This is a genomic window from Ruegeria sp. CDSB022, assembly GCF_059611145.1.
In genome coordinates this window covers 72,004-85,659 of record NZ_JBXWOZ010000007.1, presented here as the reverse complement: position 1 = coordinate 85,659, position 13,656 = coordinate 72,004, and the positions used below count along the sequence as shown (strand labels likewise).

At 58.1% G+C, this 13,656-nt stretch carries 13 protein-coding genes; 6 read left to right on the top strand and 7 right to left on the bottom strand.

What is annotated here, in order from left to right:
• Entirely contained in the window at nucleotides 1-387 is a 387-nt protein-coding gene (locus tag AC2FIZ_RS12890; RefSeq protein WP_496689863.1) for a FlgB family protein, read from the bottom strand.
• A gap of 87 nt (nucleotides 388-474) precedes the next feature.
• Between AC2FIZ_RS12890 and AC2FIZ_RS12885 the strand changes: the two genes are divergently transcribed.
• The 6 genes from AC2FIZ_RS12885 (at nucleotide 475) to AC2FIZ_RS12860 (ending at nucleotide 7,717) form a co-directional block, all read left to right on the top strand.
• Complete coding sequence (locus tag AC2FIZ_RS12885) at nucleotides 475-1,812, top strand: FliI/YscN family ATPase (protein WP_496689864.1); 1,338 nt, start codon at nucleotides 475-477, stop codon at nucleotides 1,810-1,812.
• An 85-nt stretch (nucleotides 1,813-1,897) separates the two neighbouring features.
• Entirely contained in the window at nucleotides 1,898-2,737 is an 840-nt protein-coding gene (locus AC2FIZ_RS12880; protein WP_496791115.1) for a flagellar motor protein MotB, read from the top strand.
• A 98-nt stretch (nucleotides 2,738-2,835) separates the two neighbouring features.
• Nucleotides 2,836-4,131 carry a flagellar hook protein FlgE gene (locus tag AC2FIZ_RS12875; RefSeq protein ID WP_271950842.1) on the top strand — a complete coding sequence of 432 codons (1,296 nt, stop codon included), beginning with the start codon at nucleotides 2,836-2,838 and terminating at the stop codon, nucleotides 4,129-4,131.
• A gap of 33 nt (nucleotides 4,132-4,164) precedes the next feature.
• On the top strand, nucleotides 4,165-5,616 hold the full coding sequence (flgK, locus tag AC2FIZ_RS12870; protein WP_281973563.1) for a flagellar hook-associated protein FlgK: 1,452 nt from the start codon (nucleotides 4,165-4,167) through the stop codon (nucleotides 5,614-5,616).
• A gap of 2 nt (nucleotides 5,617-5,618) precedes the next feature.
• Nucleotides 5,619-6,626, top strand: a complete 1,008-nt coding sequence (locus tag AC2FIZ_RS12865) for a flagellin (RefSeq protein ID WP_496791114.1) — start codon at nucleotides 5,619-5,621, stop codon at nucleotides 6,624-6,626.
• Nucleotides 6,623-7,717, top strand: a complete 1,095-nt coding sequence (locus AC2FIZ_RS12860) for a flagellar basal body P-ring protein FlgI (RefSeq protein WP_496703064.1) — start codon at nucleotides 6,623-6,625, stop codon at nucleotides 7,715-7,717. The genes AC2FIZ_RS12865 and AC2FIZ_RS12860 overlap by 4 nt, the downstream gene beginning before the upstream one ends.
• 52 nt (nucleotides 7,718-7,769) lie before the next feature.
• On the opposite strand, the gene AC2FIZ_RS12855 is transcribed toward AC2FIZ_RS12860, so the two are convergent.
• From AC2FIZ_RS12855 to AC2FIZ_RS12830, 6 genes are all read right to left on the bottom strand, one after another.
• Entirely contained in the window at nucleotides 7,770-8,414 is a 645-nt protein-coding gene (locus AC2FIZ_RS12855) for a DUF1523 family protein (RefSeq protein WP_281995572.1), read from the bottom strand.
• Between the two features lie 10 nt (nucleotides 8,415-8,424).
• Nucleotides 8,425-8,691: a hypothetical protein gene (locus AC2FIZ_RS12850; protein ID WP_271950857.1), complete on the bottom strand. Its 267-nt coding sequence runs from the start codon at nucleotides 8,689-8,691 to the stop codon at nucleotides 8,425-8,427.
• 1 nt (nucleotide 8,692) lies between these two features.
• A complete protein-coding gene (locus tag AC2FIZ_RS12845) occupies nucleotides 8,693-10,030 on the bottom strand; it encodes a DUF6638 family protein (protein ID WP_496791113.1) in 1,338 nt (445 codons plus the stop codon).
• 148 nt (nucleotides 10,031-10,178) lie between these two features.
• Nucleotides 10,179-10,511 (bottom strand): hypothetical protein, encoded by a 333-nt coding sequence (locus tag AC2FIZ_RS12840; RefSeq protein WP_281995570.1) that lies wholly within the window; start codon nucleotides 10,509-10,511, stop codon nucleotides 10,179-10,181.
• Nucleotides 10,508-12,436: an AAA family ATPase gene (locus AC2FIZ_RS12835; protein WP_496791112.1), complete on the bottom strand. Its 1,929-nt coding sequence runs from the start codon at nucleotides 12,434-12,436 to the stop codon at nucleotides 10,508-10,510. Before AC2FIZ_RS12835 ends, AC2FIZ_RS12840 begins: the two co-directional genes overlap by 4 nt.
• A gap of 22 nt (nucleotides 12,437-12,458) precedes the next feature.
• On the bottom strand, nucleotides 12,459-13,577 hold the full coding sequence (locus AC2FIZ_RS12830; RefSeq protein ID WP_496791110.1) for a hypothetical protein: 1,119 nt from the start codon (nucleotides 13,575-13,577) through the stop codon (nucleotides 12,459-12,461).
• Between the last annotated feature and the right edge of the window lie 79 nt (nucleotides 13,578-13,656).

Genomic DNA, 13,656 nt, shown 5'->3' with positions numbered 1-13,656 from the left:
TCACCCGCGACCAAGGCTGGTACGCAGGATGCCAATCGAGGATTTATAGATCGCCAACGCGCGGTCATGTTGACGCTTGACCTCGACCGCTTTGAGCATTTCTTCCTCAAGAGAAACACCATTTCCGTTGGGATCGCCCGAGGGCGCGGCATCGAACTCGGCCCAGGGTTGGGCTGCGGCGGCGCCGTTCAGATGCCCGGCCCGCGTGGCGGCCATCGCAACCTCATGCCCGGAATTTTCGAAAGCTTTCTGAAAGGTCTCGATATCGCGGGGCTGATAACCCGGCGTATCCGCATTTGCCATGTTTCGCGCAATGACAGACTGCCGTTGCCCGGCATGGGTTGCCATTGCGTACGCTGTCTTAAAGACGTTCAGGTCAGAGAACATCGGGGCTTCTCCCTCGATCAATTTCAATCAAGGCTTAACCCCGATTCCTTTAGAAACCGTTTTCAGAAACCCGTTGGAGAACCCACGATGACCAATCTCGACCCGATGCTTCTGAAATGCGAATTCGACCGTCTGTCCGCCATGCGCCATATGGGCCGCGTGGCCAGTGTTGGGCGCGGCGTCATAGAAATAGAGGGGTTGGAGTACGTTGCCCGCATCGGCGACAACCTGACCCTGCGGCGGCGCAGCGGCCCTGATCTGGCGGGTGAAGTTCTGCATGTCGAATCGGATCTGATCCACATGTTACCCGCCGCTGCACCCGATGGGGTTTGCTTGGGTGATCGGGTGATTCTAAATCAGACACCGGCATTTTCCCCCGGACTGCACTGGCTGGGCCGGGTCGTTGATCCCTTCGGCAAACCGCTGGACGGCAAGCCGTTGCTGTCGGGCACTCAGGAAAGAGACATCCTGCAAAGCCCTCCACCTGCCGTTGCCCGCAAACCGCTGGGCGCGCGGATGGAAACCGGGCTGAGCATCATGAACACCATGTTGCCTGTGGTGCAGGGGCAGCGTATCGGCCTGTTCGCCGGGTCCGGGGTCGGCAAGTCGACCCTGTTGGCGACGCTGGCGCGGTCGATACAGGCAGACGCGGTTGTGGTCGCTCTGGTCGGCGAACGGGGTCGTGAGGTCAATGAGTTCGTGGAACATGCGCTTGGGGCCGAGGGGTTGGCACGATCTGTGGTTGTGGCGGCAACCTCGGATCAGTCTGCGCTGGCCCGCAGGCGCTGTGCATGGTCGGCACTTTCAGTCGCGGAATTCCTGCGGGATCAGGGGCTGAACGTCCTGTTTCTGGCCGATTCGGTCACCCGCTTTGCCGAGGCGCACCGCGAAATCGCCGTTGCGATGGGTGAGGCTCCCACTTTGCGCGGGTTCCCACCTTCGGTCACGCCCTTGATCGCTAGTCTTTGCGAACGAACCGGGCCGGGCACGGCTGATCAGGGTGATATCACAGCAGTTTTCAGCGTTCTGGTTGCGGGCTCGGACATGGATGAACCGATAGCGGACATTCTGCGTGGCGTTCTGGACGGGCATATCGTCCTGAGCCGCGAAATCGCCGAGCGCGGCCGTTTCCCCGCCATTGACCTTAGCCGGTCGGTTTCACGCAGCCTGCCGGGGGCTGCCTCCGAGGCGGAAAACCGGATGATCTCGGAAACCCGCAAGCTGGTTGGCAGTTACGAGCAATCCGAGGTTATGATCAAAGCCGGGCTTTATGCCGAAGGGGCAGACCCGTTATTGGATCAGGCAGTCCGGGTTCATGACGAGCTTGATGGTTTTTTCGGCAAGGCCGAGTCGGAAGGAATCAGCAACAGTTTCAACCACCTGCAACTGATTCTGCGCCGTGCCGGGGCAGCATTACCGCAGTGAGGAATTCAAGACAGTTTTAAGTGTTAAGCCCACCTTAAGACCTGCCCGGCTACCCCTGTAACTGGGTGATAAAAAGGTGGTGGAGATGGGTGCGCAATCCAATGTGGCGCCAATCATCATCAAGAAGAAACGTGTGTCAGGTGGCGATGGTCACCATGGTGGCGCGTGGAAAGTCGCATATGCCGACTTTGTCACGGCCATGATGGCGTTCTTCATGTTGATGTGGCTGCTGAATGCAACAACGGAACAGCAACGCAAAGGGCTTGCGGATTATTTTTCGCCGACCATTCCCATAAACCCGGTTTCGGGTGGCGGCGATGGGGCCTTTGGCGGCAATAACATGTTCTCCGAGGAAACTCTGGTCATGGACGGCACCGGCGCCAGCAAACGCAGCCCGACGCCCGCGCGACAAGCACGTGGATCGGTTGGCGTCAGCTCGGACGGCGGCGGAAAAGAAACGGTCGAAGACTTTTCCTCACTGGAATCAGAGCTTATGGGGCGAACCGGCGAAAGCATGGTGTCCGACAAGGTCCTCAAACATATCGTCACCCGCGTGACGGATGAGGGTCTGGTGATCGAACTCTTTGCCACCAAGGATCAACCTCTGTTCGAATCAGGGACGAACCAACCAACCAATATGCTGCGTGCTCTGACATTGTTGGTGGCCCGATCCTCTGATCTGGTGACAAATGACATGGCGGTCGGAGGGCATGTCGGTTCCTCGCCGGTGGTTCTGGCCAAAAACCCGGCCTGGGATTTGTCTACCTCGCGCGCTCAGCAAGTTCGCCAAATGCTGCAGGACAAGGGTGTTGCGCCGCTCAGGTTGGACCGCGTAACCGGTCATGCTGATCGAAAATTGTCGGATGAAAACCCGATGGCCGTACGCAACAACAGGATCGAGATTATCTTTCTGCGCGGCACCTGAGAATAAAAGGATAGACGGCATTTTACCCGTTAGCGCGCTGTTAAGGCCCAGCGCGTTAGCTGTTGCATCAAGATTTGACGCAACAGAAGGGCGTGCCAATGACAATTTCCTCTTCGCTGAACGCTGGTGTGGCCGCATTGAAGGCCAATGCAAACCGGCTGGCGACGATCTCGGACAATATCGCGAATTCGTCGACCTTCGGGTATAAACGGGTCGAAACCGATTTCCATTCGATGGTCACCTCCGGCCAGGGCGGCAGCTATTCCGCTGGGGGCGTTCGCACCACCAGCCAACGCCTGATCGACCAGCGCGGTTCGCTGGTGACAACCAACAACTCCACCGACCTTGCGGTGCGTGGGCGCGGCATGATGCCTGTACGACCAAGTTCTCAGATCGCGGCCGGTTCGAATGAGATGTTGCTGACCACGACAGGGTCGTTCCGCACCAATGAAGAAGGATATCTGGTCACCGAATCAGGGCTTGTTCTGCTGGGTTGGCGTGCGAATGCGGATGGAACCATCCCTGCGGTTCCGCGTGACACTCCAGCTGCGCTTGAACCCATTCAGCTCAGTGTTAATCAACTGTCGGGCGCGCCCACGACGCAGATGAATCTGCGCATGAACCTGCCCGCGACCGCTACGGATGCGGGTTCCCCTGGCGACATGCAACCCTTGTCCGTTGAATATTTCGACAATCTGGGAAAATCCGAAAGCGTTGATATCGAACTCGTCCCTACAGTGCCGGCCACCGGCAGCAGTAACGAATGGACGATGATCATGCGCGATTCAGCCTCGGGCGGCACCATTATCGGTGAATACACCCTGACCTTCACCGATAGCCGAACTGCGGGTGGCACGCTGGCCAGCGTAACTGCGGTCACCGGCGGTGCATATGACCCAGCAACCGGCAGCGTTGTGGTGAACGTGGCCGGCGGCCCAATGGAGATCAATATAGGGGAAATCGGAGATGCCGACGGAATCACGCAACTGTCCGATACATTTGCACCAGTTTCGATCACGCGCGACGGTTCGGCGGTCGGCACCATGACCAGCGTTCAGGTTGACGAAAACGGGTATGTTTATGCGTTCTACGATACCGGTGTCAGCCGACGCATGTACCAAATCCCATTGGCGGATGTTCCGAACCCAAATGGACTGACCGCGCTGGACAGCCAGACCTATGCACCATCCCGGGAAAGCGGGACGTTCTTTCTGTGGAATGCGGGGGACGGGCCAACCGGCGACCTGGTTTCTTTTGCGCGCGAAGAATCCACTACCGATGTGGCGACCGAGCTGACCTCAATGATCCAGACACAGCGGGCTTACTCTTCCAGCGCAAAGGTTATCCAAACGGTGGATGAGATGCTTCAGGAAACAACCAATATCAAACGCTGATCAGGGTTTTGATTCAGGAAAGGGACCTGCAGAATGAATATGTCCACAGCATTGAACAACGCGTTGGGCGGCCTGACCGCCGCCAGTCGCGGTGCGGCGGTTGTGTCCGAAAATATCGCAAACGCATTGACGCCCGGCTACGCGCGCAGGTCACTGGAACTGGCAACCAACACGATTTCCGGTCACGGCGTGCGTACCGTAGGTGTCATTCGTCATCAGGATCCCGTCCTCACGTCCAACCGCCGGGCCACGGATGCCGATCTGGCCTTCCACACCACCATTTCAGACTTTCACACAAGGTTGGAATCTTTGGTAGGGTCCGCCGATGATCCCGCATCGCTTTCGGTTCGGCTGGCTGATTTTGACAGCAGCCTGCTAACAGCGGCAAGCCTGCCGGATTCCAGTGAACGACTGGACCAGGTAGCGCGCACGGCTCAGGATCTGGCACGCGGTCTGAACGCAGCCTCTGAAGGGTTGCGTCAGATGCGATCCGACGCGGACCGGTCCATCGGCAAACAGGTCGACACCCTGAATCAGACCCTCAAGGATATTGAAGAGCTGAATGCCAAGATCCCGGCCATTAAGTATTCCGGCGCCGATATTGGTGGGATACTGGATCAACGACAGGTCCTGATTGATCAGGTCAACGAACTGGTTCCTGTAAATGTGATTCAAAGGGACAATGATCAGGTCTCGCTTTATTCTGATGGCGGCTTGATATTGCTGGAAAACACTGCGGCCGAGTTCTCCTTTTCGACAACCGGCGACACCAAGCCCCATATGACCCTGGCAAACGGGTTGTTGTCCGGGCTTGAGATGAACGGAAACACTGTCCGCACCAGTGGCGATTTTGCCCAAATTCGCGGCGGTGCCTTGATGGCCCAATTCCAGATTCGGGATGAAATCGCGGTTGAGGCTCAGGTCGATCTGGATGCTGTTGCGCGCGATCTTATCGAAAGGTTCGAAACGCCGGGGCTGGATCCGACCGCGCTGGCCACGGATCCGGGCGTGTTCACCGATGACGGCAACCGGTTTGATCCGGCATCGGTGACGGGATTGGCCTCGCGCATCAGCTTGAACGCAATCGTCGACCCGGACGCCGGAGGAGAGAGCTGGAAACTTCGCGCCGGGCTGGGTGCGGCCACACCCGGCAGCGCCGGAGATGCCAGCCAGCTGCGCGCCTTCAGCTCAATTCTGAACGACGAACGCCCTGTTTCCGGCGCTGTTTTCGGGGCCGGAAACATGCCTGCCGCAGACATCTCAGAGGCGCTGTTGTCACGGATTGGGTCGGACGCACATGTGGCCGATGGGCGGCGGGTGTTTGCAAACAGCGCCAATCTGGAAATGATGGCCATTGAGGCCGAACAGGGCGTCGATACCGATCAGGAATTGCAGCGGCTAATGCAAATCGAACAAGCCTATGCGGCAAATGCCAGACTGGTTTCGGTCGTCGATGAACTTATGGATACGTTGTTGAGGCTGTGATGATGAATGTAACCTCTATGGGCGACCTCGCGCGCGGATTGACCCTGAAATCGCGGGCGACTGATATCAAAAATCAGATCGAATCCCTGTCTTATGAGATGTCTTCAGGCAAAGTGCAGGATGTCTCCGGCCATCTGGACGGGGATTATTCCTATCTTCTGGATATGGATCGAAACCTGTCACGCCTGGATGCCTTTCAGGTGGCCACAGCCGAAGCTGGCCTGTTCACCGACGCCATGCAGCTTAGCCTGACAACAATCGATGACGCGGTGGGGCGCCTGACGTCGTCCTTGCTGGCATATGGGACATCCAATCAGGCGGTCACCCATGAACATGCCTCTGTTCAGGCCAGAAATGAGCTGGATACGGTCATGTCTGCTTTGAATACCCGTGCGGGTGGCCGAAACCTGTTTTCCGGCGTGGATACTGATGTATCGCCTCTGTCATCTGCGGATACCTTGTTGACAGCGTTAGAGGCTGAGTTGACGGGGCTGACAACACTCACGGACATCACACAAGCTGCGGAAGACTGGTTCAATGATCCTGCGGGTTTCGATGCGGTTATCTATCAGGGCGCAGACACAACTCTGGCACCGATGAGCATTTCGGAAAACGAAAGTGTCTCCATTCCGATCACTGCGACCGATCCAACACTCAAAGCGGCGTTAAGGGATATCGCCGTTGCCGCCCTGGTTTCGGTCGATGGTCTGGGACTGCCGAATGATCTGCGGACGTCCTTATTCACCCAACTCGGGAGCGAGCTTGCCAACACGCAGGACGGAACAGTGAATTTGCGGGCGGAAGTTGGCGCCGCCGAAGCCAGGATTGAACAAGCCGCCACGCGCAATGCGGCGGCGCGTACAAGCCTGGAATACAGCCGAAAATCTCTGATCGCCGCGGACCCGTATCAAACCGCAGTGCAACTGCAGACTGTCCAATTTCAATTGGAAAGCCTGTATTCTGTCACTGTTCGCAACGCGAACCTATCGTTGGTGAATTTCCTGAGATGAGATTACTTGCCATTCTCCTGATCCTGCTTCCGAGCCTGTCTTTTGCCGGGGCAATCCGGCTGAAGGACCTTGTCGATTTCGACGGGGTGCGCGGCAATGATCTGGTTGGTTATGGTCTTGTGGTCGGATTGAATGGAACCGGCGATGGGCTCAGGAATTCTCCGTTCACCGAAGAGATCATGTCCAATATTCTGGAACGGCTTGGTGTGAACGTGAATGGTGAGGATTTTCGCCCCAAAAACGTGGCCGCCGTTCTTGTAACCGCCAGCCTGCCCCCCTTTTCGCGGGTTGGTGGGCAGATTGACGTCACCGTTTCGGCAATCGGCGATTCCAAAAGCTTGTTGGGCGGGACGCTTATCATGACACCTCTGAATGCCGCAGATGGCCAGATCTATGCGGTGGCGCAGGGGTCGGTTTTGGCGGGTGGCGCCGTTGCCGAAGGCGATGCGGCTTCGGTCACCCAAGGGGTGCCGACATCCGGTGTGATCCCATCCGGAGCTCGGGTCGAACGCGAAATCGACTTTGAGCTTTCCGATCTGACCCAAATGCGCCTGGCTCTGCGTGAACCGGATTTCACAACCGCCGGTCGGATCGAGCAGGCAATCAATACCGAATTCAACCGGGCCGTAGCGATCATGCGCGATTCCGGGACGGTCGAACTGAATATTGCAGCGACACAGGCGATCTCGACCGCGCATGCGCTTGGGCGCATTGAAAATATCCTAGTAGAGCCAGAAACAAAGGCGCGAGTAGTAGTCGATCAGCGTTCGGGCACGATTGTCATGGGTCAGGAAGTGCGGATCTCACGCGTGGCAGTCTCGCAGGGCAACCTGACACTGACGGTCGAAGAGGCCCCTATCGCGGTTCAGCCGAACCCGTTCGCCCGAGGCGAAACCGTCGTGGTTCCGCGTACCGTAGCCGGTATCGAAGAAGAGGAAGGCACCGGTCTGGCGGAAATTCCCGAGGCCACGACCTTGTCCGAAGTCGTCGCAGGGCTTAACGCTTTGGGTGTTTCACCCCGCGACATGATCGACATCCTGAAAACGATCAAAGCGGCCGGAGCATTACACGCCGAGTTCATCGTTCGATGAAGGGCTATCCCGGCGGTAGGCGCACAGCCCCAAGACCCGCCGGGAATTCACGTCACTTTGCTTTCCAACTGTCCAACCATTTGCGGAATCGGTTGCGATGCTCGCCGATGGCGTCGCTGGTTGCATACAACCCATCCTCGACACTCTCGATCATCGGATCGATCCGCGCCTGGCGGAACCTGCGCCAGCGCACCCAGATTGCCCAGACAATCGCAAAGAAGACCGTCAGGAAGACGATGTTGAACCAAGGGATCAGACGCGCATCCGGACCATCGACATGTTTGATAAAGACAGCGTTTGGAAAGATCGACATGAACTCATTCCGCCAGCCATAATGCGTCACGGCAACCCAGTCCGGGTCGTTTTTGTCCGAGATCGCGTCATTGGCTTCGGTATACAAATTGGCAGTGTCGAATTTGAAATAGGGCGGCCAACCCCAGCTGGTATCTTCGTTGCGATACACAATCGGTTTGCCATTGGCACGTACGGCCTGAATGAACTGTACATCCCGGTTCGACAGACTGGCCGACTGATCATCGGGCTCGGACCAGAAGATCCGGGTCCAGTCGTTCAGGTCCTGCCGTTCTTCATAGGTGTTGACGATCCGAACCACATCCCGTTGCGGCAGAGAATACTGAAGGACTACGGCGACCGTTCCCCAGAAAATCAGAATGAATGCCCATTTCAAATAGGCCATGCTTTACCTCTCACATGTAGTTCACAATGTAGATCAGCGACCCGATCGCTACCCAAGGCACAACATAGACACCCAGGATCAATTTGCGCCGGAACGAATTGTCATAGACGTGCAGCCCCCGTGCGACAAAGGCTGCCTTGTCTCCGGTTTTGCCCTTTTCGTCCCACCAATGCTCTAGCCTGCGGCGACGCACACTGCGTGAATACAGCGACAGGGCAAAATAGGCCACGGTCTGGATGACTAGCAGGACCAGAAACAGGCGCATCGCTCCGAACATTTCAATCCTTTCCTAACGCGCCCCAGGGACCAACGCGGGCGATAACGGTCTCGTTGATCCTGTCTCGACCGCTCATATCCGGCTCATGTCCGAACAGGACAGCGCGGGCACCCGCCTTGTCCACCTGATACTCACGCGCGAGGAAATCAGCAACATAGGCCTTCTTGGCCTCGGACCAGGATTTGTAGGTGCTATAGAACAGCTCTTTGTGGCAGATGAACATCTGGCGCGGGTCCAGTGGGGCCAATTCGGCCAGCAGCATGTTCACCAGATCACGGTTCGGCGTATCGGCGGCCCGCAGCGTATAGAAATACGCCGAATGATCCGAGGTGATCCGGGGCCACCGCCCGCCATCCGTCGCCCAACGCAATAGCTGCGCCAGTCCATGATAGGCCTCTGGCAACCGATCCGCGTGGGTGCGCGCCAGCCGACGCATATCACTGCGGTTCAGGCCAGTCAGATCGACCCCGGCATCAGCGGCCGCGTCGACGGTCAGGAAGTCCATCTTTTGCTGCAGGATCGCAGCAGCATCCACGCCGCGCGCCTTGACGATGGGTTCGACCAGGTCGTTATAGTCCAGGAACTTGGCGATCTGGTTCCGCTGCGACGGGTCAAACGTGTATTTGATGTTCAGATCGTCGGGCTTTTCGCCCATGCAGATAGCCGCCGGATGATCCAGATCCGGGAACAGATAGAGCCCGCCGAAATGCGCCGTCCAGAAATTTTGCTGCTCAAACGCCGTATGGCGCAGACGGACCGGGTTGCGGGTGACGTCACCGGTTTCCTTCGAGGTTTCGATCATTTTGGCGATCAGGACATCGTCGAACCATGCATCCTCTTCGGTCTTGAAGCGTTCGACCATACCTGCCAGTTGCTCGGCCTTGCGCAGGGTGCCGCCTGCGGTGTCGGCCTCAATCTCGATCTTGCGCAGGTTGAACAGATCGCGGGGATTGCTGAGTTTGAAGACCGAGTTCACCAGTTCTCCGGCCACCGCATCGGTGGCGGTCAGGGCAAACAGTTGCGCCTCGTTCATCTCGATAAATTCGCGCAGGATATCGCGCGAGGTCGAGAATTTGACGTTCAGCAGAGGCGCACGTTTCTGTTCGGTCGTCAGCAGGATGAACTGCCGGTTGACCCCGTTGGGGTTGAGGTAGAGCTCATCCTCCAGCTCAATCCCCACTTCAGGCGAGTAGCCCGAGATATCGACATGGAAATCCGTCAACGCCGTGGTCCTGCCCGCCAGATGCTGCAACGCGCGGTTATACCGCTCGACCAGAGCCGGGCTGGAGATGTGGACGAGGTTGCCGAACATCAGGCCTTTTTCGATGAGGCGGATCATGACGTTTGCCTTCCCGCGCAACGGTAGCGATGCTCCCGGCCCGAGGGTGGGTGCGGAACGCGCCCGCCCTGGGGAGCGGGTCGGGCGCGTCGCGGCTTCGCCGCGATATCACGCTCAACCAGAACCACGATTTTCTCTAACTCAAAACTCATGCGCGCAATCCTCTTGCGAAGGCAAAAATGATCGCGAATCCAACGGGTATTGCTATCAACCAGAACTGTAGCTGAAAATAGACCATAACATCTGCGGGATTTGCGTTGCCAGCGTCCACAGCAAAGCGGTCGACAAAAACATCCGTTAAAGCATAGCTGGCAAGAATTGTTAGAGGTGCGCAAGCCGCACCGTAGGCCAACAATGGAAGAAGCCATTCCTTTCCATTCTCTTTGGTCGCACGAGCCGTGTGATAGGCTCGTAAACCTATTAGTATAGCAACCGCAGTACTCACCAGTAGCGGTAGACCTATGGCGATCAGATAGGTCACTTCCCCTCCAGATACCGCCGCTTGGCCTCTTCCATCCGGCCCATCTCACGCACCGCGTTGTCGATGGCGACCTCGTCGCTCTTGTCGGCATAGCGGAACTCGCTGTCGGCGTAGCGATTGATCTCTTGCATCACCATTTCCACCGTGATCGGCTGGCGCAGGTCCTCGATCATGGCCTTCTTGGTGACGTAGTCGCGGAACAGGAACAGGTCGGGGTTCTCCATCCATTCGTCGGGCAGTTCGAAATCCATCGCGCGGACCTTGACCGCATCGGTGATGTTCTTGATCGCGCGGCCGGTGAACCGTTCATCCGCCTGTTGGATCGCCTTCAGGTAGGTGCCCATCTTGGCAATCGTGTCCAACTGCCCGATCTGCCCTGAAACCCGGTCATAGACCTGCAAGAGAGCCTCTTCATGCGGCCGGGAGTGGCTTTCGAAACTGGCAGCGACGGCCTTCTTGATCTCTTGCGCGGCATAGGCTTCGTGCTCGCCCAGCGGGATGTCGTGGTTGCGGCCCATCAGCAGGTGCAGGATGTCGATGTAATCCTCGCGCGTTTGCGGCCCGTCCACCAGAAACCGTGCGCCCGCCCTCTGGCGCAGGGCGTCGTCCACATTCTCGGGATAGTTCGAGAACATGCCAAAGGTGCAGTTGCCACGCACGACGGTGTTGGCGCCGGCAAAGCTCTCCATCAGAACGGCGGTGATTTCCAACTGCCCGGCGCTGGACTGCCGGTCGCCGCGTTTGCCCGCCAGCTGGTCGATATCATCAATGGTGCCGAAGCCGATGACCGAGGGGTCGATGATCGTGTTGATAAAGGCTTTGGCGTTCTGGCCGGACTTGCCCTGATAGCTGTCGATATTATCGGTGCTCAGGTTCTGATAGCGGAACGGATAGCCCGCGTTCTGGCAATAGTCGTTGATCAGTCCGGCCATCATCTGGATCAGGGTGGTCTTGCCGGTGCCCGGTTTGCCGTCGCCCATGAAGGTGAAGATGAACCCGCCAAGCTCGGCGAACGGGTTCAGGCGGCGGTCAAAGTCATAGGCCATTACCATCTTGGCCAGCTTCATCGCTTGATACTTGGCGATATGGTTGCCGACCACCTCGTTCGGCTTCTTGAACGTCATGGTCAGGGTGGTGGATTTGGCCTTCGAGGCGGGCTCAAACCCCCGGATCGTCAAGTCGTCGGCCTCGATATGCCAGGCGGCGTTCTGGAACGGGGCCAGATGGCCTGCAGTCTGCGCGCGCAGGGCGGCCTTCTCCATCAGTTGCTCGGCATAGGCGCTGGTGGCGGCGATCAGATGCGCGTCGTCGGGGGCGTGTTTGGCCAGCGTCTGGTCCAACTCCCACAGAGCGCCATGGAGGGCAAGCTGGCCGTTGTCGGTCAGGACCTCTTCGATCTCACCGATATCGACGGTGGTTTCGCCCAGATGCGAGGACATCAGGTAGGCCAGCGCATTGCCGAATGTGTGCGAGGTGATTAAGGCCTCAGCCGTCAGCAATTCCGAGAATTCGGTCTTGCGCGCGGCGGGCAGATCCCCGGCCAGGTTCGCGCGTTTCAGATCGGTCAGCGGGGTCTGTTCCGCATAGGCCTCAGACACGGCCAGAGCGATGGCGATGGCGCGGCGAATGGCCTGTTGCGTGGTGGCCTGCGGGGGTGAAACCAGCGTATCGCCATCATCAGACGCCTCAATCCGTTCCACCAGATGCACCCCGTCGGCCCGCACAGTGCGCCGTGTCACCAGACCCGGCGTGGTAGACCGAAACCGCCGACCTGTGGATACGCCCGGCGACCTCTCAACCGCGGCCTCAACCGCTTTGGCAATCCGCGGGGCGTGTTCGAACCCGTTCAGCAAAGCGGTGGCCGCGGTGTAGTGCTTGCGAATATCGTCTTCGCGCAATTCCATCTGGTCTGACGTCAAACTCATCTCAAAATAGCCTTTACTGTCTTCAATATCTCAACACCTGCCCGGTCTTGCTGACGACGAACTTGCGCACGTCACCAAAACCCGGCGGGTTGCGCTCGGCCAGTACCTGGAACGGGCGTTGTGGCAGAATGATCGAGCGCTCGGTTTGCGTCGCCCCCGTCTCGGCCCCCTGCCCGCCGAATGGGTCCAGCGCAAACACCTCGCGGTCGACAGTCCCGAACCAGCCTGAGCGTTCCTGAATCACATCCTCGCTTCGCAGCGCTTCAGTGGTCCAGGCCAAGGCCCAATCCTGACCCGCAGGGGATTTCGCATCCTCCAGCACCTGCCGCAGCGGGCCGGATTGCTCGGTAAAGGCCGAGGAATACATTGGCCCCACATGAATGCGGCGCAGGTGTTTGGGATGCAGGTCGTCGAAATCCTGATCAAAGCCTTTGGCGATGGTCACCAGTTTCAGACCACCCAAGGATTGCGCCATCAGATGCGCCTGCACTTCGGGCCAGCGGCGTTGATCTTTGGGCAGGGCCGTGCGCCCCGAATCCTCCAACTCCATCAGGTAGATGACCGGCAGGTTTATTTGGCTGTCATAGACGGCCCAGTGGATCAGGAATTTTCGCCGCTCGCCCTCATTGCCAATCCAGTGACATTCGGGATCGTTGCGGGCCCAGAACAGCTCACCCTTCAGCAATTCCTCGTAATAGAGCCTTTGGGACAGCGCGAATTGCAGCTTGGTCGGGATCTCCCGGTCGCTGATGATGGTGCGAACCATGTCGGTTTTCAGCTCATCCTCGGACGGCATATTCGCCAGATGCACCTGCGCCTGCTGCGCGTCATTGGCCATGGTCAGCAGCTCGGCCGCCACCGGAAAGCCGCTGTCGCGCTTGTCCATGGCGAGGCTGCCAAAGAACCGCCCCGTATCGCGCCCGACCAGCAGGTATTTCATGGACAGCGCACGGAAGGTGTAGAGCAGCCCCGAGAGATAGCTCGACACGATCCGCACCTCTTGTTTTGAGATCGCGCCCTCCGCCTCCATCGTCGCGGCCACGCGCAGAAGGTGGACGGTGATTACCTCGAATTTGCGAAAGTAACGACGCGAGGCGAAGGTATCGGTCAGGCCGACATGGTCTTGGGTGGGGTTAGTCATAGGCAGGAGGATCACTTTGGTTCATTCCCCGCTGCTTCGTACGGGAAGAAAGACTAACGATAAGCCAAAATAGGTACAA